General features: G+C 39.8%; 19 protein-coding genes. 16 read left to right on the top strand and 3 right to left on the bottom strand.

Going from position 1 to position 20260, the window contains the following annotated elements:
* Position 1: 1 nt before the first annotated feature.
* Complete coding sequence (locus KXV15_RS07560) at positions 2–373, bottom strand: bleomycin resistance protein (protein WP_240007563.1); 372 nt, start codon at positions 371–373, stop codon at positions 2–4.
* Positions 366–1490, bottom strand: coding sequence for a quinolinate synthase NadA (gene nadA, locus KXV15_RS07555; RefSeq protein ID WP_338050429.1), 1125 nt, complete (start codon positions 1488–1490; stop codon positions 366–368). The genes KXV15_RS07560 and nadA overlap by 8 nt, the downstream gene beginning before the upstream one ends.
* A gap of 219 nt (positions 1491–1709) precedes the next feature.
* Between nadA and KXV15_RS07550 the strand changes: the two genes are divergently transcribed.
* Positions 1710–2537, top strand: coding sequence for a universal stress protein (locus KXV15_RS07550; RefSeq protein ID WP_240007562.1), 828 nt, complete (start codon positions 1710–1712; stop codon positions 2535–2537).
* Here KXV15_RS07550 and KXV15_RS07545 read toward each other — a convergent pair.
* Positions 2529–3086 (bottom strand): HD domain-containing protein, encoded by a 558-nt coding sequence (locus tag KXV15_RS07545; protein ID WP_240007766.1) that lies wholly within the window; start codon positions 3084–3086, stop codon positions 2529–2531. The genes KXV15_RS07550 and KXV15_RS07545 overlap by 9 nt on opposite strands.
* Positions 3087–3313: 227 nt before the next feature.
* Between KXV15_RS07545 and KXV15_RS07540 the strand changes: the two genes are divergently transcribed.
* From KXV15_RS07540 to KXV15_RS07470, 15 genes are all read left to right on the top strand, one after another.
* Positions 3314–4141, top strand: coding sequence for a universal stress protein (locus KXV15_RS07540; protein ID WP_240007561.1), 828 nt, complete (start codon positions 3314–3316; stop codon positions 4139–4141).
* A 90-nt stretch (positions 4142–4231) separates the two neighbouring features.
* Positions 4232–4603 carry a hypothetical protein gene (locus KXV15_RS07535; RefSeq protein ID WP_240007560.1) on the top strand — a complete coding sequence of 124 codons (372 nt, stop codon included), beginning with the start codon at positions 4232–4234 and terminating at the stop codon, positions 4601–4603.
* Between the two features lie 31 nt (positions 4604–4634).
* Complete coding sequence (gene rsmH / locus KXV15_RS07530) at positions 4635–5588, top strand: 16S rRNA (cytosine(1402)-N(4))-methyltransferase RsmH (RefSeq protein ID WP_275671583.1); 954 nt, start codon at positions 4635–4637, stop codon at positions 5586–5588.
* A gap of 101 nt (positions 5589–5689) precedes the next feature.
* Complete coding sequence (gene ftsL / locus KXV15_RS07525) at positions 5690–6022, top strand: cell division protein FtsL (RefSeq protein WP_420830575.1); 333 nt, start codon at positions 5690–5692, stop codon at positions 6020–6022.
* Positions 6019–7875, top strand: a complete 1857-nt coding sequence (locus KXV15_RS07520) for a peptidoglycan D,D-transpeptidase FtsI family protein (protein ID WP_240007558.1) — start codon at positions 6019–6021, stop codon at positions 7873–7875. The genes ftsL and KXV15_RS07520 overlap by 4 nt, the downstream gene beginning before the upstream one ends.
* Before the next feature lie 28 nt (positions 7876–7903).
* Entirely contained in the window at positions 7904–9370 is a 1467-nt protein-coding gene (locus tag KXV15_RS07515; RefSeq protein WP_240007557.1) for a UDP-N-acetylmuramoyl-L-alanyl-D-glutamate--2,6-diaminopimelate ligase, read from the top strand.
* Entirely contained in the window at positions 9363–10778 is a 1416-nt protein-coding gene (locus tag KXV15_RS07510; RefSeq protein ID WP_240007556.1) for a UDP-N-acetylmuramoyl-tripeptide--D-alanyl-D-alanine ligase, read from the top strand. Before KXV15_RS07515 ends, KXV15_RS07510 begins: the two co-directional genes overlap by 8 nt.
* Positions 10779–10821: 43 nt before the next feature.
* The gene (gene mraY, locus KXV15_RS07505; protein ID WP_240007555.1) at positions 10822–11907 is read left to right on the top strand and encodes a phospho-N-acetylmuramoyl-pentapeptide-transferase; all 1086 of its coding nucleotides are present in this window, start codon (positions 10822–10824) and stop codon (positions 11905–11907) included.
* 1 nt (position 11908) lies between these two features.
* Positions 11909–13309 (top strand): UDP-N-acetylmuramoyl-L-alanine--D-glutamate ligase, encoded by a 1401-nt coding sequence (gene murD / locus KXV15_RS07500; protein ID WP_240007554.1) that lies wholly within the window; start codon positions 11909–11911, stop codon positions 13307–13309.
* A 55-nt stretch (positions 13310–13364) separates the two neighbouring features.
* Positions 13365–14510 carry an FtsW/RodA/SpoVE family cell cycle protein gene (locus KXV15_RS07495; RefSeq protein WP_240007553.1) on the top strand — a complete coding sequence of 382 codons (1146 nt, stop codon included), beginning with the start codon at positions 13365–13367 and terminating at the stop codon, positions 14508–14510.
* 78 nt (positions 14511–14588) lie between these two features.
* A complete protein-coding gene (murG, locus tag KXV15_RS07490) occupies positions 14589–15677 on the top strand; it encodes an undecaprenyldiphospho-muramoylpentapeptide beta-N-acetylglucosaminyltransferase (RefSeq protein ID WP_240007552.1) in 1089 nt (362 codons plus the stop codon).
* Positions 15670–17076: a UDP-N-acetylmuramate--L-alanine ligase gene (gene murC / locus KXV15_RS07485; RefSeq protein WP_240007551.1), complete on the top strand. Its 1407-nt coding sequence runs from the start codon at positions 15670–15672 to the stop codon at positions 17074–17076. The genes murG and murC overlap by 8 nt, the downstream gene beginning before the upstream one ends.
* 42 nt (positions 17077–17118) lie before the next feature.
* Positions 17119–18450, top strand: a complete 1332-nt coding sequence (locus tag KXV15_RS07480) for a M28 family peptidase (RefSeq protein ID WP_240007550.1) — start codon at positions 17119–17121, stop codon at positions 18448–18450.
* An 18-nt stretch (positions 18451–18468) separates the two neighbouring features.
* On the top strand, positions 18469–19572 hold the full coding sequence (locus tag KXV15_RS07475) for an acyltransferase family protein (RefSeq protein WP_240007549.1): 1104 nt from the start codon (positions 18469–18471) through the stop codon (positions 19570–19572).
* A gap of 16 nt (positions 19573–19588) precedes the next feature.
* Positions 19589–20260 carry an MBL fold metallo-hydrolase gene (locus KXV15_RS07470; RefSeq protein ID WP_240007548.1) on the top strand — a complete coding sequence of 224 codons (672 nt, stop codon included), beginning with the start codon at positions 19589–19591 and terminating at the stop codon, positions 20258–20260.

Raw genomic sequence — 20260 nt, 5'->3', positions numbered from 1 at the left:
CCTATTTTGCCGGTTTCCCAATTCTTATTAAATTTCCTGATGGGTCAATTATCGCAAATTCATACATTCCCCACGGCTTCAATGACATATTATCCATACGTGGAATACCGTTGCGCGGTAAACCAATTTCTTGCCATTTATTAAAAAGCAGTTTTGCATTTTTCATACGAATGTAGCACATTGAATTATTTGTAAAAATATCAAGATTTTCATTTGACTGAAAATGAATCTCTATGTCTTCAAATGTTGCAATTAAATATTGATTATGCGGCCGTAAATCTTCAAATGCAAAACCAAGATTACGATAAAAGATTATTGTTTCATCTAAATTATGGCTTAACAAAATAGGAATTACGGCTGTATCTTTATCCATTTGAAACAACCGTAAAGTCGCCTGGAACTTTTGCCTTAGTATCAAAAACATTTGCATTGCGCGGCGGCAATTCCAACATTGCATCAACAGATTTTCTTGCTTTTTCAATAAGTTCAGGCTCTAATTTAACTTCATATTTCATATCGCGTAAACATTCATATATTTTTTTAAGCGATATAGTTTTCATGTGAGGACACAAATTACATGGGCGGATAAATTCAACATCAGGATTTTCAATCGCAACATTATCTGACATCGAACATTCAGTAATCAGAACAACTTTTTTGGGTTTATTCATTTTTACAAAATCAGCCATTGCACCGGTTGATCCTGCGAAATCACTTTCTTGAACAACATCATTTGGACATTCAGGGTGCGCAAGAACCGTAACCCCTGGATAAGCCTCTCGTAATTCTTTTACATCTTCACCGGTAAATTGCTCATGCACTTCGCACGCGCCTTTCCATGCGATAATTTTAATATCAGTTTGGGCAGCGACATTGCGTGCAAGAAATTCATCGGGAACCATAATAACACTATCAACACCCCATTGTTTGGCAATTTCCTCAACAACTTGAACGGCATTTGAAGAAGTACAACAAATCGTTGATTCTGCTTTCACATCTGCCGTCGTGTTAACATATGTAACAACAGGCAAATTTGGATATTTTTGCTTTATGAGTTTTACATCTTCACCCTTAATGGATGCCGCAAGTGAACAGCCAGCCTGCAAATCTGGAATAAGCACAGTTTTTTCAGGACATAATATTTTAGAAGTTTCTGCCATAAAGTGCACACCACATTGCACTATAACTTGTTGTGGAACTTTTTGTGCTTGCCGTGCAAGGCCTAGTGAATCACCACGAAAATCAGAAATACAATGGAATATATCAGCCGTCATATAATTATGCGCAAGAATTACCGCATCTTTTTCTTTTTTAAGGCGATTAATAGCGGCAACATACGGGGCATATGCAACCCATTCATCATATGGAATTATATGCTTCACGCCTTCATATAATTTGTCAGTCTCAGCCCTAATTTTATCATCTAATACCAACAAATCTTTATCAACAGGATTGGAAGGCTTATTAAGCTCGCATACTTCAAATTTCATTTTATAGTATTCCTTGGTTAATATGTTTATATGGGAATTCGTCACCATATTGCAAACTGTTTTGACCATTTGAAGGCAAATTGATTTATTTCTGTAACCGTGGTCGCGGCAATATGTATAAGTAATTTATATTGCAAACGCTAAATTAAACGCCCACAATTGAAATTAGTAAACCTGATGAATTATCAAGTTTGAAAGGTAACTATTGGGAGATTTATTATGTTGTTTCGTGAAATTCTTGTTCCGGTAACAATGTTATCAAATGATATGAGTTATTTTGATAAAATAAGCCGTGTCACAGCCAATCTTGATACCATCATCACGCTATATTTTTCCACCATTGCACCAGAGGAAATCTTGCACACATCGGCAATGGGATTTGTAAGTGGTATGGAAGGTGAGTTTATCGAACGTCAAAAAAACGAAGACGATAAAATTTGGAATTTCCTCAAAGAAGTTTGCACTAAATATCCAAATTTCAAAGCCGAAAGAATGGTTGGAAAGCTTAGTGATACCGTGATTGCACGGTCTGCATTGTCCGATTTAATAATGGTTGATGGGAAGCAAATGGTGCAAAATCCAGAAATTTACAAACAAGCAGAAACCACTTTTATATCATCGCGCGCACCCGTTATGATTCTTGGAAAAGATAATAACTCATCAGTTAAAAATATTGCGATTGCATGGAACGGTTCACCACAAGCAGCGCGTGCGGTCAAGGCAGCTTTGCCATTTATGCGTAAAGCTGAAAAAGTTAGCATCTTGCAGCTTATTCGCGATGGTAAAACCAATAAGTCTGGAATTTTCAACCCTGAAACTCTTTTGAACACTCTAAACCGACATGATATAAAAGCCGAAGTTATTTATGACAAACAGCGCACAAATGACGTTGCAGTTGATTTGCTAAATCTTGCGAGGAAAGCACAAGCTGATACTCTTGTTGTCGGGCTTTATAGCACTTCAAGGGCGCAAGAAGTTTTGTTCGGTGGCACTTCGAAAACTTTGCTTAAGAAGACAGACGATTTGAATATGATTCTATCACATTGATTTTATAAGTTCATTAAACCTATCAACGAATGCAATTTGTGAAGCTGTTGTTGTCATAGGGATGACGCTTATATCAAGCCCATCAGGTGGAATTATAAATAGTTCATCTGCCTCGTCTTTTGAAAAGCCAGCCAAGTGAACTGCCTCATACCAGGCACAAATTCTATCCGCTTTCTTTATAAGCTTTTTCAATGCAGGCGGTGTTTTAGGCAATAAACCAAAACGCAGGTGAATTGCGCGTTCCAACCTGTCCTCAAAAACTCGGTAATCATAGCCAAGCGCATTTTTAAACGGGCTAATCATATCGCCAATTACAAACTCTGGTGCATCATGCAAAAGTGCCATCATCTGTTCTTGGGGTGTGATGTTTGGCTTTAGAAATGTTGCAATTTCTTCGACAACGATTGAATGTTGTGCAACAGAAAACGCATAATCACCAATTGTTTGCCCATTCCACCTTGCAACCCTTGCAAGACCATGTGCGATATCTTCTATCTCAATATCCATAGGTGAGGGGTCAAGCAAATCAAGGCGTCTTCCCGACAACATCCTTTGCCATGCACGCTGTATTGTTTTATTTTTTGCTTCTTTTTTAATAGATTTTGGCAATGTGCGACCTTATGACTTTAACGTTTCTTTGAATTTGTGATACAATATCATACATAGAACTTATACATTTGGAATATATGAAACACCTTCTTTGACCAATCCAATTTGCTTCAAAGAGGTGTGTATATCTAAATTTTTATGCAGGTATTTTAACAAAGGATACGGCTATGTTATATGGTGAGTTACTCGTACCGGTTGCCGGCGGCCCAGAAGAAGCAGATGTTTTAAATCTTGTTGCCGACTTTACTAAGGACTTGGCCGTTAACGTCTCATTATTTTATTGTGCTCCTGATCCCAAAGACATGCTGATGATTTCTGCTGATGGATTTGTCGCCGGTGTTGGTGCAACACTTGTTGAAAATCTTGAAAAAACCACCGAGGAAATTTGGGAAAGAATTAAAAAAAACGCTTCAAACTTTCCTAAATTCTCACTTGAAAGAGCAACAGGAAGCATAGACATCATTCTTCCTGAGCGCGCTGTAATCTCAGATTTATTGGTGGTAAGTGGGAAATGTGCATCGGGTAAATGCATTCTTTCAAATGGTTTTGAAGAAACATTATTAGAAGCGAGAGTACCTGCACTTGTAATAAAAGAGAATGCATCAAAATCGGCCGACAATATTGCAATTGCTTGGGACGGCTCATCACAAGCCGCACGGGCCGTTAAGGCAGCGTTGCCATTCTTGAAACGTGCAAAATACGTAACAATTTTGCAAATTACCGGTGATGCCGCAGTTACAGGTTCAATTATCTACGAACCTGAAGTTTTACAAAAAGTTTTGGCAAAACATGAAATCAAAGCCGATATTTTAACACAGCCACAAAATGGCAAAGCAACCGGAGCAATTTTACTTAATTTATGTGAAAAAATTGCGGCTGATATTTTGGTTTCAGGGGCTTATGGACACTCAAGGGCACGCGAATTTGTCTTCGGCGGCACTTCGAGATCGTTATTGAAATCTGATAATGGACCTAATTTAATTATTAGCCATTAATTAATTTTAAAACCCAAAATACATATATTCATACAAAGCAAACCAGCAATAATCAAATATCCAGTAATAATATAAAGAGAAGGAAACAATATGTCTGCTTTAACAAGAGTTGTTATACATTTAGGTCGCAACCCAGATGCAGGATACCCAGAAGGTGATCGTCATCAAGGTTATATCATACATGCACCAGTAGGTGTTGATGGTAAATTAAATGCTGATCTATGGAAAGCGCACAAAGAACATTGCAAAGTTATTCGTTATAGTGCCGATGATGAAAAAGACGCCGACGGATTATTGGTTCATAAACGTGATAAATGGTTTATTGAATATGACGAAGAACGCGAAGGCCCAGACGAAGACTTACACCGCTTAGGTGAACACCGTCTTTGGGTTGGCGATTATGTAACCATTCATGAGAAAAACGGGAAAGATTTAATATATGTCGTAGCGGAAACTAATTGATTTTTGTATATTTTAATGGCATTGGGCGGTGATGAAACCATCACCGCCTTTTGATTTATCCCAATCCATAAAAGCATCTGAAATCGGCCATTTCCCAGTAATGCTTCCAGAAGTAATGTCTGCGGTTGCGCCAAAAGACGGTGATACTATAATTGACTGCACTTTTGGCGGCGGCGGTTATTCGCGCGCCTTTCTTGATGCCGCAGAGTGTAAGATTATCGGTCTTGATCGAGATATTACCGCAATTGAGCGCGCCAGAGAAAGTTTCAAGGATTATTCAAATCGCCTTGAATTAGTTCATACCGCGTTTTCAGAACTTGAAAATCTTGGTTTCAAAGATATTGATGCCATTGTTTTAGATATTGGGGTTTCCTCATTTCAGATAGATAACGCCGAAAGGGGGTTCAGTTTTCAAAAAGACGGCCCTCTTGATATGCGCATGGGAGAAGGGGTAAGTGCAGAAGAAGTACTTATGACCCATAGCGAAGTAGAATTATCCAAAATATTCTGGGATTATGGAGAAGAAAAAAATTCACGCCGCATCGCGCGTGCAATTGTTAACGATCGTGATGAAACACCCTTTAAAACAACAAAGCAGCTCGCAGATTTGTGCGAGCGTATTTATGGGCATAAAAAAGAGAAAATTCACCCAGCAACTCGGGTTTTCCAGGCCCTTCGAATTTATGTTAATGATGAGTTGTCAGAACTTGAAAAAGCACTTGACGCTTCGCTAACAATTTTAAAAGATGGTGGGCGGCTTGTTGTTGTTACTTTTCACTCTCTTGAAGACAGAATCGTTAAAAACTTTTTTGTAAAACACTCAACCACGCCATCAGTCTCAAGGTATCAACCACAGGCAAGTGAAGTTAAGCCAAAATTCATATTGCCATCAAAAAAACCACTCCTTGCAAATGACGATGAAATCGCAATAAATCCGCGTTCTCGCTCTGCAAAACTTCGGTATGGTATACGTACAAAACACTAAACTTTCACCCCCTATTAACCACAGATTAACCACAGTCGATAATAAATAATTATTGATTAATTACACAGGGGTATGTTTTGTTCTCTCAAAAGCACGTCATTATGGGCTTTGTCTTGCTGATTTGTATTGTGCCTTTGTATTGGGCAAAGACAAAAGCTGATTCCATGCGTGAAAATATGCAAAGCTTAAGCAAAGAAGTAGCAGACGAGCAGAAGAAAATTTCCGAATTGGAAGCCGAATACGCCTATCTAAACCGCTTTGATAGATTAGAGGCCGCCGCAAACAAATTAGGCCTACAGCCAATCAATGGCGCACAGATAACCAATCTCTCACAATTAGAGAAAGTTGCCCCGCTTAAAACTAATCAAACACCACCAATTACAAATAACCCGCAACCACAGCAACAGCCACAGCAGCAGGGGGCGGGATTATGATTGCACCGAACTGGCAAAAAATTCTTGATAAAATAAAGAATATCCCGAATCCTAAGCAAATCTTTATTCGTTCAAAGACAAAGTATGCAAAGATTATCAAGGATAATCATGAAAATGCTAAGCTTAACAAACAAAATTTAAAATATGAAACTGCTAATGCCGCCCCAATGGTGCGCAGTCAGTTTCTTGGCATTTTCTTCCTTGCAGGATTTGTGTTCTTATCATTTAAACTTGGTTACATTGTTTTTACGCGTGATGTCGATATTGCCCGTACCAGTGCACGCGCAGAGGCACAACAAACCTTGGAACGTGGCGACATAACAGATAGGAATGGCGTATTACTTGCAACCTCAGTAACAACTTATTCCTTGTTCGCAGATCCATCAAAAGTTTGGGATCCAGTTGAAACCGCAACCGCATTGCGAACAATTTTCCCTGATATGAGTGAAAAGGAACTAGTTGACAAGCTTGCAAGCTCTAAAAGATTTGTTTGGATAAAACGAAAGCTAACATCTGCGGAAAAACAAAAAGTTTGGGCATTGGCGCAACCAGGTCTTGAGTTTGAACCAGAAAGCCAGCGTGTTTACCCAATGGGTAGCTTGGCGGGTCATATTCTTGGCGGAACAAATAGCGATGGCAAAGGAATCACAGGCCTAGAAAAATCGCTTGAAGGCCTAATTATCTCAAAAGATAAAACTACATCCGTTAAACTATCAATCGATAGCCGTGTTCAATACGTTGTTGAAAAAGAGCTGGCCGAGGCAGCGGTAAAATATCGTGCGGTCGGCGGTACTGCCGCAATTATGGATATTAACACCGGTGAAATTATTGCGTCTGCATCATGGCCATTCATGAACCCAAATGACTATGGTGCTAATGATGCGTATAGTCGGCAAAATCGTTTAATCCAATCAGTTTATGAAATGGGTTCAACGTTTAAAACATTTACTTTCGCGGTTGCTTTAAATGATGGTAAAATCACACCAGATAGCCAATTTGACGTTTCTCACCCGTTACAAGTTGGGCGCTTCCAAATTAATGACTTCCATGGCGAAAACCGCGTAATTAGCGCGCGCGAAGTTCTTGCCCATTCATCGAATATTGGCACGGCGATGATTTCACGCCTTGTGGGTAAAAGTCGCTTGCAAGAATTCTTTGGTCAAATTGGCTTATTAGACCGAATTAGCGGTGAGTTATTAGGCGCGGCAAGACCAATTGTTCCAAAAACTTGGGAAGATGCACGCGCAATAACTGCATCATATGGACACGGGATTGCGGTTTCGCCACTTGCGGTACTTGCGGCATATGGCGCGGTCTCAAATGGCGGCATTTATATAAAACCAACTTTCCTTGCCCGTCCAAAAGGCAGTCAAATACCGGGCACACGTATAATTAGTGAAGCAACCTCAAAACAAATTATTGAATTATTACGTGATGTGGTTTCAGAAGGCACAGGCAGACAAGCAGATTCTGAATATTATAATGTTGCGGGAAAAACAGGAACCGCAATCAAAGTTGGTAAAAACGGCTATGACCACAATAGAAACGTTTCATCATTTGCCGGCATATTTCCTGCTGCGCAGCCTCGTTATGCGATTCTTTTCCTTTTAGACGAGCCTAAATTTGAAGGAGGCGGCGCAATGACTGCGGGCCTTGCAACTGCACCATCCGTTGCAAAGATTGTATCACGTGTTGGCCCAATGCTTGATATTACTCCGTTACAAAAAGTCGATGATACCAATGTTGCAAATACAACTGCAACAAACAACGGACAAAATGGTTCGCAGGCTGTCCAAATCAAAAATAAAGTTTTAAAGACAGAAAAACTTCGCGCTGCTATTGGCGCACGTTAATTTTATATATTTTAACTGGTAGGCGTTTATGGCTGAACAAATAAAGTTCAAATTGGGTGAACTTATATCCGGCGTTAGCACGGAATTTTCTGATATTATTATCACAGGCATACAAGCAGATAGCAGGAAAGTAACAAAAGGGGATTTATTTTTTGCCCTTTCTGGAAGCCTTGCAAATGGTGCAGACTATGCCAAATCTGCAGAAGAAAAAGGGGCATTGGCTGTTATATCAGAAACAGCTATTGATGGGCTTTCAATACCTGTGATTATTGTTGGTGATGCGCGTGGCGAATTATCCAATGCAGCAAAATCATTTTATCCTGAAATGCCAAAAAATATCGTGGCAATTACTGGAACCAATGGCAAGAGTTCAACGGTTGATTTCTTGCGCCAAATTTGGGCGTATTGCGGCAAAAATTCTGCCAGTCTTGGCACATTAGGCGCCATAACGCCAAAAGGCGTGGTTAATCTTGGTTTCACAACCCCTGACCCAATTTCACTTCATCGTAATTTACAAGTTTTGGCTGAAGATGGTGTTGATTATCTTGCCATGGAAGCATCATCGCATGCACTTCACCAAAAACGTATGCATGGGGTTACTTTAAAGGCGGCTGGTTTTTCAAACCTTACCCAAGATCACCTTGATTACCATAAAACAATGGATGAATATGCCGCTGCCAAAGCAATATTATTCACGGACTTCCTAAAAGAAGGTCAACCCGCGGTAATTAATGCCGACGCCGAATATGCGCCATATTTTGAGAATGTTGCAAAAGAACATAATCTTGATTTAAAACTTGTCGGTTGGCGTGGAACTTATCTAAAAATTCAAGAACTTTGGCCAAAACCTTCTTCGCAACGTATTGATTATATCCACGCTGGTAAAAATTATGTTGTAGAGCTGCCACTCATCGGGGAGTTTCAGGCATTAAATGCCACAATGGCAGCCGGATTGGCACTTTCCCTTGGCGATGAGCCAGAAGCGGTTTTTGCAGCTATGCGCAAGCTAAAACCTGTTAAGGGTCGCATGGAGCATGTTGGCGAAACTAAAGACAATGCGCATGTTTTTGTTGATTATGCCCATACCCCAGATGGCCTTGATGTTTTGTTGCGTGCGGTTCGCCCACATGCACCGGGTCGTATTATTGTTGTATTTGGTTGTGGTGGCGATCGTGATAAAACCAAACGCCCTAAAATGGGTGCAATTGCGGCAAAATATGGCGATGTTGTTATAGTAACTGATGATAATCCACGTACTGAGGATGCTAATCAAATCCGCAAGGAAATCATGATTGCAACACCTGATGCTTACGAAATAGGCGATAGAAAAGAAGCAATTATTTTTGCCCTAAAAATGTCAAAAAATGGTGATGCTGTCATAGTTGCTGGCAAAGGCCATGAAACAGGTCAGATAGTTGGTGATAAAGTTTTGCCATTTTCTGATCAAGAAACCATTATTGATTATCTTTTAGAAAATGGGGGCAAAATTGTCTAATCAAGATAGCACGATATTATGGACATCTGAAGAAATTGCCAACGCTGTCAAAGGACAATGTGGTGCAGATTTCAACATTACAGGTGTTCAAATCGATTCACGTGCTATTGAACCAGGCGATTTATTCATTGCAATTAAAGCCGAACGCGATGGACATGACTTTGCTAAAAGTGCTTTAAACCATGGCGCAGGTGGCGTTCTTATTTCAGATAATGAGGTTATTGGGTCATCACAAAACTATGTGTTATGTGACGATACAATGCTCGCACTTGAAAGCCTTGGCGCAGCCGCAAGAAGGCGTGCATTAATCACAAAAAGAATTGCGATTACAGGCTCGGTTGGTAAAACCACCGTAAAAGAGCTTACTTCTGCCGCCCTTTCTGCAAGTGGAAAAACCCATAAATCAGTTAAGTCTTATAATAATCATTGGGGGGTACCATTAACCCTTTCTCGTATGCCAATAAATACAAGATACGGGGTTTTTGAAATTGGTATGAACCATACAGGTGAGATTGCATTATTATCACCGCAAGTAAAACCGCACATCGCGGCAATTACAACAGTTGCGCCAGTTCATATTGAACATTTTGGAACAATTGAAGCCATTGCAGACGCAAAAGCGGAAATATTCCTTGGCATTGAAAACGGTGGATATGCTCTTATTCCCAACGAAAACCCAATGTCAAAGCGGTTAAAACAACGTGCCTCTGATATTGATAATTTGAATATTGTTACTTTTGGCATGAAGCAAAATGCCGACGCAAAAATCACTCGTTTAATTGATAATGGCGATTATCGTATTATTCATGCAGACATTATGGGAAAAAATATTGAATGGCGGGTTTCTGAACCAGGTGACCATTGGATACATAACGGCTTATGCGCAATTACGCTTGTTCACCTTGCCGGTGGTGATTTAGAAGCTGCGGCAAGTGTATTATCTAATTTTGGCGCATTAGAGGGTCGTGGTGCGGTAAAAACAATCACTACAAAAGATGGCGTAGAGTTTTCCCTTGTTGATGAGGCATATAACGCCAATCCAACATCTGTTGCTGCGGCATTAAGAACGCTTGCTAATAGGCACGGCAGAAGGAAAATTGCTGTTCTTGGCGATATGCTTGAGCTAGGTGATAAGGAAAATGAATACCATGCCGAGCTGATTGATGCGGTATTAAAGTCAAATGTTGATTTGGTTTTTCTTGCTGGAAGTAGAATGAAATATTTATGGGACTTATTACCTGCAAATAAAAGGGGTAATTTCGCATATAATTCTAAAGAATTACTTCCACGAGTATTGGAATCTGTTCAAAGCGGTGACTGTATCATGGTAAAAGGTTCAAATGGTTCGCATATGAATGTCATTGTTGCAGGGCTTGCCAATCTAAAGAACGACAGCCTTAAGAATTAATAATTATCGGGGAATCTGCTGCGAAGTCAGATAAAGCAAAATAATGTTATATGAATTATTTCACCAACATTTTAATTTATTAAATTATATTACATTCAGAACCGGCCTAGCGTTGGCAACCGCCGTTACTATCTTACTTGTATTTGGGCAGCCAGTAATTGATTGGATGCGTGTAAAACAAGGTCGTGGGCAACCCATCAGAAAACTTGGCCCTGAGACCCATCTTGCAAAGCAAGGCACGCCAACAATGGGAGGCGCAATGATACTTGCCGCTGTAACCATTGGGACATTGTTGTGGGCCGATTTAAAAAACCAATATGTATGGATTGTTATGTTTGTAATGATTGGTTTTGGTTTAATTGGCTTTATTGATGATTATCGCAAGGTTAAAAAGCAAAAAGAAGATGGCTTGTCTTCGAAAGCTCGCTTAATTGGTGAATTCATAATTGCCTTAATTGCATGTTATTTTATTGCAAAATATCAAAATGCTGGGCATGGCACACCACCTGATATTGGTAATTCAATTGCGGTTCCATTCTTTAAAAACGTTTTGTTCAACCTTGGTTGGTTTACATTAGTTTTTGGAATGATTGTTATCGTTGGTTTTGGTAACGCAGTTAACTTTACTGATGGTCTTGATGGCCTTGCAATTATGCCGGTAATGATTGCATCAGCAACATTCGGTCTAATTATTTATATGGTTGGAAATTATAAATTTTCAGAATATCTGCAATTACATTATATTGAGCATTTAGGTGAAGTTACCGTTATAATGGGTGCAGTTCTTGGTGCAGGGCTTGGTTTCTTGTGGTGGAATGCACCGCCTGCACAAATTTTCATGGGTGATACCGGTTCACTATCATTGGGCGGTACTTTAGGTGTTGTTGCGGTTGCTTCAAAACATGAATTTGTATTGGCAATTGTTGGCTTTGTATTTGTTATGGAGCTTCTAAGTGTTGTTGCGCAGGTTACATCATTTAAACTAACTGGGAAAAGAGTGCTGTTAATGGCGCCACTACATCACCATTTTGAAAAATTGCACTGGAAAGAGCCGACAATTGTTATTCGCTTCTGGATTATGGCAACAATCTTTGCTTTAATCGGTTTAGCAACCTTGAAGTTGAGGTAATATGTTCTCGGTAACCACCTATAAAAATAAAGAAGTCGCTGTTTTTGGTCTTGGTCGTTCGGGCCTAACCGCTGCAGAGGCACTCCATGCAGGTGGTGCAAAGGTTTATCTATGGGATGATAATGAAAAGGCTCGTGATAAATCTATCAATCTAGGATTTGACATTAAAAAATTTGATGAGTTAGACGCAAACAATATTTCTGCACTTGTTATGTCACCTGGTGTTCCGATTTATGGTCCAAAAATAAATTGGGCTGCCGCGTGGGCGCATGAAAATGACATTCCAATCATTGGTGATATTGAATTATTTGCCCGCGAAATAAATTCAACGCCGGAAAATATTAGGCCAAAAACTATTGGTATTACTGGTACCAATGGAAAATCAACAACAACTGCACTTATCGCCCATATTCTACAAAATGCAGGACGTGATGTCAGAATGGGCGGGAATATTGGGACAGGTGTCCTTAGCCTTGCACCACCAAAGGCAGGCGCGATTTATGTAATTGAACTTTCGTCATATCAGCTTGATTTAACTAAATCATTGCATCTTGATGTGGCAATTCAAATAAATGTTTCAGAAGATCATATTGAACGCCACGGCACAATGGAAAGATACGTTGCTGCTAAACGTAATATTTTTGCCAACCAAAATTCAGAAGATTATGCAATCATCGGTGTCGATGATGACTTTGGTGAAGAATTGGCAACATTGCTTATGGCAAAAGGAAGCCGAAGAGTTATTCCAATTTCATCGGGTCAATTTGTTACTTGCGGCATAAGCTCGATTAATCAATTCCTATGGGATAATTCATCTGGGCGTGCCAATAAAATTGCTGACCTTCATAATGCGCTTGCGCTTCCTGGTAATCATAATGGTCAAAATGCTGCTGCTGCATTTGCTGCATGTCGTGCAATTGGTTTAAGTGATGAAACAATTGTTGAAGGTATTATGAATTTTGGCGGTCTTAAACACCGCCTTCAAAAAATTGGTACAATTGGCAAAATTCAGTTTTACAATGATTCCAAAGCAACAAATGCCGATGCCAGCGCCCAAGCCTTAAATTCATTCCCGCGCTTACGTTGGATTGCAGGAGGGCAGGCAAAAAGTGATGGTATTGATCCTTTGTCACGTTTTTTTCCAAAAATTGCAAAAAGCTATTTATTCGGGGCTGCGGCAGAACGTTTTTCAAATAATTTAAAAAACTTTCCTCATGAAGTTTTTGAAACTTTGGCTCAGGCAACACAAAAAGCATATCAAGATGCAATAGAAACTGGCGATGAAGAACTTATAGTTCTTTCACCCGCTTGCGCTTCGTTTGATCAATATTCAGATTTTGAAGCGCGTGGGGATGATTTTATCAATGTTGTTAATGATATAATCGCCAAAAACCAAAAATAATAATAATTCAGTAACCATGTTACGGCATATATAATTCATTAAATATGGATTTAATATGCAAGCTATTTATTCGTTTCAAAATAATATCAAAAAAATTGGCTGGCTTAATGTTTGGTGGCAAAATATTGATAGAGTGACCCTAGGATTAGTGGCAACACTAATGACAATTGGCCTTATTTTATCATTTGGCTCTTCACCGGCTGCCGCAGCAAGGCTTGATTATGATAATCCATTCTTTTTTGTTTATAGGCAGGCATTTTTTGTCGCCATCTCATTTTCAATATTAATAAGCATTTCGTTCTTATCAATTGATAATGTTAGAAGATTTTCATTATTACTTTACGTAATTTCAATTGTTCTATTGATTACCATTCTTGGAATTGGGCACACCGCAAAAGGTGCACAGCGTTGGCTGCGCTTTGGTGGCTTTTCATTACAGCCATCAGAAATCATCAAACCTGCAGCTATTATTTTGGTTTCATGGGTCCTTACTAGGCGCGTTTATGACAAAGGCTTTCATGCAGAATTTGTTGGTTTAGCAATTGTTGCGTTCCCAATTATGATTTTCTTGATGCAGCCTGATGTTGGACAAACATTTTTATTATCAATATCTTATTTGGCAATATTTTGGGTTGCCGGAATAAGCAGGAAATGGTTATTGGGACTTTTTGGAACCAGTATTGTCGGTGTAATATTACTATTTTTGTTTAAACCGCACTTTGTGGATCGTATAGATAAATTTATAAATCCTGAAAATAACGATAATTACCAAGTTGATAGAGGGCTTGATGCAATTGCTTCTGGCGAAATTTTTGGCCGTGGTGCAGGCGAGGGGATTATAAAACACATATTACCAGACGTTCATACCGACTTTATATTCTCTTTGGCGGTTGAAGAATGGGGAATGATTGGGGCATTTTTCTTAATGTCACTTTTTGCGATTTTAATTATTCGTGGAATTCACGTTGCAAGTAAGATTTCAGACCCGTTCGCACAAACATCGGGAATTGGTCTTTATCTTTTATTTGGATTTCAAGTGGCAATTAATCTTGCGGTTAATTTGAATTTGATTCCCGCAAAAGGCATGACATTACCCTTCATTTCATATGGTGGTTCGTCTTTAATTGGCTCTGCAATAACGCTTGGATTAGCACTCGCGATAACCCGAAAACGACCTTATGAGGCAGTATTAAGGAAATAATCCGTTTATTTCAATTTAATCACACCTCTTTATGCAAAACTTTTCGACTTTTGAAAAAAATACTTATATTTAATCTTCATGAGTGAAATAAAACAAACAATATTGATTGCAGCAGGTGGCACAGGTGGCCATATGTTTCCCGCTAAGGCGTTTGCTGATGAAATGGTTGCCCGTGGCTTTGATGTAATCCTTGTAACCGATCCACGTGGTAGAAGATATACAGAAGGTTTTCCATCAATAGATAACCTAATATTATCGGTGACAAATGCTGATGAAGGTGGCTTAAAAGGTAAAATTAATGCCGGTTTGAACCTTTTGAAATCAATCTCGCAAACCAAACCTTTCTTGAAAAAACATAGCCCTGTGGCGGTTGTTGGCTTTGGCGGATATCCAACTTTCCCAGTTTTATATAATGCAAAATGCCCGGTAATAATCCATGAACAAAATGCTGTTTTGGGTCGCGTTAATCGCTTTTTCCAAAAAAAGGCAGTCAAAATTTGCTCGGGCTTTGAGACGCTAAATTTCCTAGAGTATAAAGAAAAGCATGTTGTATGCGGCAACCCTGTTCGCAAAGAATTAATTGAAGCTGGCAAGGCACCATTCCCTGAAATTAAACCAAACGGCACTTTGCGTATTCTTGTGACCGGTGGCTCGCAAGGCGCAAGAGTTTTGGGGCAAGCAGTTCCTGATGCAATCGCGGAATTACCTGAAAACCTTCGGCAAAGACTTTTTGTTTCGCACCAAGTTCGCGAAGAACAATGTGACACAGCACGTGAAACATATGGTGATGCAGGTGTTCAAGCAGAAGTATGGCCATTCTTTAAAGACATGGCAACACGATTAAAAGATGCCCATTTGGTAATTGGTCGCTCTGGTGCGTCAACTGTTTCAGAAACTGCTGTTGTTGGTCGCTCGGCAATTTTTATACCTTTACCAAGTGCAACCAATGACCACCAAACATATAATGCAGAATCAATGGTGAAAAGTGGTGGTGCAGACCTAATTAAAGAAAACGAATTATCGGTAAAACGCCTTTCGCAATTGCTTGAAATGCGTCTTATGAACGAAGAAAAATTAAAAGAACGCGGTGCGGCAATTAAAAATGCTGCACGTCCTGATGCCGCACAAAGATTGGCAGATGTAGTGATAGGTGAAATAAATGCGTAAACCGGTTATCCCTCTTGATGTTGGTATTATTCACATTGTTGGCATTGGTGGCATTGGTATGTCGGGCATTGCAGAAGTATTGGCACATTGGGGTTATCAAGTGCAGGGGTCTGACGCAAAAGATGGCGCAAACCTTACTAGACTTCGCAAAGATGGCATAAAAGTCTTTGTTGGACATGATGGTAAGAACGTTGAAGGGGTAAGCATGGTTCTTATCTCATCAGCCGTTAAAGCAGATAATCTAGAGGTTATGGCGGCACGTTCTGCAGGAATACCTATTGTGCGCCGCTCAGAAATGCTTGCTGAATTAATGCGCCTTGGTTGGACTATTGCAGTCGGCGGTACGCATGGCAAAACCACAACCACGTCAATGGTTGCAACTTTGCTCGATGCGGCAGGCAAAGATCCAACCGTTATTAATGGCGGTATCATTAATGCCTATGGCACAAATGCCCGCGTTGGAACCGGCGATTGGATGGTCGTTGAGGCTGATGAATCAGATGGTACCTTCACAAAACTCCGTCCAAATGTTGCGATTGTAACTAATATGGATCCAGAACATTTGGATTTTTATGGTACAAAAGAAAATATGGAAAAGGCTTTTGAGGCTTTTGTTGAATCAGTACCTTTTTATGGTTTTTCAGTGCTTTGCATCGACCACCCTGGGGTTCAAGGCTTGGTTGCAAAAGTCACTGATCGCAAAGTATTCACCTATGGCTTTAGCCCACAAGCAGATGTGCAAGCAATTAATATTAGTGCCGAAGCGGATGGTTCACATTTTGACGTAATTTTCAAAGCAAAATATGGCAAAGTAGAGAAGGTAATTCAAAACCTTCACTTACCAATGGCTGGAATGCACAATGTATTAAACTCACTTGCAGCAATTACTGTTGCAACTGAGCTTGGAGCAGACGCTGCGCAGATTCAAAATGGCTTGTCAAAATTCATGGGGGTTAAACGCCGTTTTAGCCTTGCTGGTGAATTTAATGGCGTTAAAATCATTGATGATTATGGACACCACCCAGTAGAAATCAAGGCGGTTTTATCTGCCGCAAGGCAGGTTGCAAAAAACCGCGTAATTGCTGTTGTGCAGCCACACAGATATACGCGCCTAAGAGATTTGTTTGAAGATTTCTGCCGTTGTTTAAACGATGCGGATGTTGTTGCAATTGCCGATGTTTATAGCGCAGGCGAACAGCCAATTGAAGGTATCAATGCCGATACTTTTGTGCAAGGCATTAAAGACCACGGGCATAAAAATGCATCAAAACTTGCATCACCAGACGACTTGCCACAATTCTTTTTGGATAATGCAAAAGAAGGTGATCTATTTGTATGCCTTGGTGCAGGCGATATCACAAATTGGGCAAATGGTTTAGAGGCAAAACTAAAGGGTTGATAACTTATTGACGTGATTGGTTTTATCAATTAGCCTTGCTTCATGAAAAAAATCATCCCCCTTTTATTAGTTTTGCCATTAATGGCATTTGATGCACCAAAAAACTCTGTGGCATGGGACATTGTTGAAGGTTTAACTACTGAAGTCGGTCCACGACTTCCGGGTTCAGACGATGAGGCGAGGGCGCGTGACTGGGCGGTAATAAAGCTAAAATCACTTGGTTTTAAAAACGTCCATATTGAAACCTATGACATGCCAGCATGGGTAAGAGGGGAAGAAACCGCCGAAGTTGTTTCACCATTTAAACAAAAACTAATTCTTACTGCCCTTGGCAATAGTGCCGCAACAACGAAAGATGGCTTAAGTGCCACGGTTATTGGATTTAATTCTCTTGAAGAATTAAAAGCCGCGCCAGATGCTATGGTAAAGGGCAAAATTGTTTTTGTCTCACATAAAATGACTGCCACACAAGATGGCTCTGGTTATGGTGCATATGGTCCTGCACGTTTCATTGGGCCAAATATTGCTGCAAAAAAAGGTGCTGTCGGATATTTATTGCGTTCATTGGGAACTAATAATCACCGTGTCGCACATACTGGTGTAACCCGTTTTGAAGATGGTGTTTCGCCAATTCCTTCGGCTGCTTTAACTGTACCCGATGCTGAGAACCTTGAAAGAATGCTGGCGCGTGCGAAAACACCTGTCATAATCCATATGACACTTACGCCAAAACAAACTGGTGTTCATCAATCTGGAAACGTTGTTGCCGATGTTCCGGGTTCTGATGCAGATGCTGGAATGATTCTAATAGGTGGTCACCTTGATTCATGGGATCTTGGCACAGTCGCAATTGATGATGCCTCAGGCCTCGCAATTACCACTGCCGCTGCAAAGCGTATTTTGGACGGTAAGCAGACGAAACGCACAATTCGTGTCGTTTGGTGGGGCTCTGAAGAAGTTGGTGGTTTTGGTTCTGATGCATATTATAAGGCACACAAAGATGACAAAGTAGTCGCGGTTGCGGAATCAGATTCTGGCGCAGACAAAGTATGGGCATTTTCATATAAATTGCCGGAAAAATCAAAAGCAATTGGCGATAAATTAGTAAAAGATTTCAATGAGGTCGGCATAATATATCAGACAGATAATGCACATGGCGGGGCAGACATCGAACATTTTGTTGAAAGTGGGGTTGCTGTTTTTGATTTAAAACAAGACGCAACTCATTACTTCGATTTACATCATACTCCCGATGATACATTGGATAAAATCGATCCTTCTGCACTTAATCAAAATGTTGATGCGTGGGAAATACTGCTTAAAAACCTTTCATCAACAACAGAAGACATTGGTTTAATACCGCCAAAAAAATAATTATTTGGGACATTGGTAATGAGAAATATTTCGCTTGATATTTTTCGCGGTCTTATCATTTTTTTGATGATAATTGTAAATTCCCAAGGCGCAGGTTCTGATCCATACCCAATTCTTGACCATGCGGAATGGTTTGGTTTCACCTTGGCTGATTTTGTGTTCCCAAGTTTTTTATTCATTATGGGATGCTCATTGGCATACTCAAAGGCGTCTGATCTCGAGTGGGGTGAATACCTTTCCAAAATTGCGAAAAGAACCCTAATACTATTTGCAATCGGAATATTTTTAAACTGGTTTCCGTTCTTTTTATACAATAAACAAGGTTTATTTGAATGGAAATATTTTGAAAACCTGCGTTTCATGGGGGTGTTTCAAAGGCTTGCTCTTTGTTATTTACTGGCGGCAATAATAGTAAAAGCAGCACCCAAAAATTCAATTATCATCGCCCTTTTTATGCTTTTAGGATATTGGGTGGCAATGTTGGTATTGGTTCCAATTGGCGCACCATTTACGCGTGATGGTAATTTAGGAACAGTAATTGATAATTTTATGATACCAAAATCACATTTATATCGTGGCGATAATGGCTTTGAACCAGAAGGTTTATTGGGTACAATTCCAGCAAGCGTTAACATGATTTCAGGCTTTATATGTGCAAGATTTGTTCGCAATAACGGCTTTACCATAGAAACATTGCGTAAGTTTGTATTTATGGGATTCGGTTTATTGGTTTTGGCTTCATTATGGTCGGCTAAATACCCGATTTCTAAAAAACTTTGGACTTCATCATACGTAGTTCTAACAATTGGTCTTGATTTATTTCTGCTCGCAGCACTCGCATATATTTATGAGGTTAAAAAAATAAAATTTGCCTCAGAGTTTTTTCAAATCTTTGGACGGAATCCGCTTGCAATCTATGTGTTTTCGCTATTATTTTTGAAAATACTTTTAGTTTGGCGGTTTGAACCAACTGTTTCACTTCATAAATTCCTTGGAGAACAAGTATTCCAAAAAATTTGGATGGGGTCAGGTGGAAGCTTGCTATTTGCGCTATGCTTTACATTAATTTGCTTTCTTTTCGCACTTTGGCTAGATAGAAAGAAAATCATAATAAAAATCTGACTTTCAAAGGTAATAGATGAACGCAATCCCCCCAATTCAGCTTGCAGTTGTTCAAGTAACTCCATTCCAACAAAATTGTAGCATTATTTGGGATAATTACACCAAAGATGCCGTAATAGTTGACCCGGGTGGCGATGTCGAAAACATACTAAAAGTTCTAAAAGATAATTCCGTAAATCCAAAAGAAATATGGATTACCCATGGCCACCTTGACCATGCAGGCGGCGCTATGGAACTTGCGCGCACACTTGGCATCAAAATTATTGGTCCACATATCGACGATAAATTTTGGCTTGACCAAATCGTTTCATCATGGGCACGCTATGGCTATAATATTGGCGAAGATTGCACACCAGATGTTTGGTTAAATGACGGTGACAAGGTAAGTGTCGGGCAATTTGAATTTGATGTTGTTCATTGCCCTGGCCATACCCCTGGTCATGTTGCCTTTATCAATAAAGAATTAGGTTTGGCATTTGTTGGCGATTTATTGTTTGCGGGGTCTATTGGACGCACCGATTTCCCAAAAGGAAATCATGCCGATTTATTAAAATCAATCACCACCAAATTATGGCCATATGGCAACGAGATACAATTTGTTCCAGGTCATGGCCCTATGTCAACATTCGGCAATGAACGGGCAAACAACCCGTTTGTATCCGATGAAGTTATGAAACGACAGGCATAA

This window comes from Pseudaquidulcibacter saccharophilus (assembly GCF_019455445.1).
GTDB classification, from domain to species: Bacteria; Pseudomonadota; Alphaproteobacteria; order Caulobacterales; family Aquidulcibacteraceae; genus Pseudaquidulcibacter; species Pseudaquidulcibacter saccharophilus.
The sequence above is the reverse complement of the archived record's forward strand: the minus strand, read 5'-3'. Positions and strand labels throughout refer to the sequence as shown.

Excerpts from the sequence above, each read along its gene's own strand:
- KXV15_RS07560 (WP_240007563.1), bottom strand. The coding sequence starts at position 373 with ATGGATAAAGATACAGCCGTAATTCCTATTTTGTTAAGCCATAATTTA.
- nadA (WP_338050429.1), bottom strand. The coding sequence starts at position 1,490 with ATGAAATTTGAAGTATGCGAGCTTAATAAGCCTTCCAATCCTGTTGAT.
- KXV15_RS07550 (WP_240007562.1), top strand. The coding sequence starts at position 1,710 with ATGTTGTTTCGTGAAATTCTTGTTCCGGTAACAATGTTATCAAATGAT.
- KXV15_RS07545 (WP_240007766.1), bottom strand. The coding sequence starts at position 3,086 with ATGTTGTCGGGAAGACGCCTTGATTTGCTTGACCCCTCACCTATGGAT.
- KXV15_RS07540 (WP_240007561.1), top strand. The coding sequence starts at position 3,314 with ATGTTATATGGTGAGTTACTCGTACCGGTTGCCGGCGGCCCAGAAGAA.
- KXV15_RS07535 (WP_240007560.1), top strand. The coding sequence starts at position 4,232 with ATGTCTGCTTTAACAAGAGTTGTTATACATTTAGGTCGCAACCCAGAT.
- rsmH (WP_275671583.1), top strand. The coding sequence starts at position 4,635 with ATGAAACCATCACCGCCTTTTGATTTATCCCAATCCATAAAAGCATCT.
- ftsL (WP_420830575.1), top strand. The coding sequence starts at position 5,690 with ATGGGCTTTGTCTTGCTGATTTGTATTGTGCCTTTGTATTGGGCAAAG.
- KXV15_RS07520 (WP_240007558.1), top strand. The coding sequence starts at position 6,019 with ATGATTGCACCGAACTGGCAAAAAATTCTTGATAAAATAAAGAATATC.
- KXV15_RS07515 (WP_240007557.1), top strand. The coding sequence starts at position 7,904 with ATGGCTGAACAAATAAAGTTCAAATTGGGTGAACTTATATCCGGCGTT.
- mraY (WP_240007555.1), top strand. The coding sequence starts at position 10,822 with ATGTTATATGAATTATTTCACCAACATTTTAATTTATTAAATTATATT.
- murD (WP_240007554.1), top strand. The coding sequence starts at position 11,909 with ATGTTCTCGGTAACCACCTATAAAAATAAAGAAGTCGCTGTTTTTGGT.
- KXV15_RS07495 (WP_240007553.1), top strand. The coding sequence starts at position 13,365 with ATGCAAGCTATTTATTCGTTTCAAAATAATATCAAAAAAATTGGCTGG.
- murG (WP_240007552.1), top strand. The coding sequence starts at position 14,589 with ATGAGTGAAATAAAACAAACAATATTGATTGCAGCAGGTGGCACAGGT.
- murC (WP_240007551.1), top strand. The coding sequence starts at position 15,670 with ATGCGTAAACCGGTTATCCCTCTTGATGTTGGTATTATTCACATTGTT.
- KXV15_RS07480 (WP_240007550.1), top strand. The coding sequence starts at position 17,119 with ATGAAAAAAATCATCCCCCTTTTATTAGTTTTGCCATTAATGGCATTT.
- KXV15_RS07475 (WP_240007549.1), top strand. The coding sequence starts at position 18,469 with ATGAGAAATATTTCGCTTGATATTTTTCGCGGTCTTATCATTTTTTTG.
- KXV15_RS07470 (WP_240007548.1), top strand. The coding sequence starts at position 19,589 with ATGAACGCAATCCCCCCAATTCAGCTTGCAGTTGTTCAAGTAACTCCA.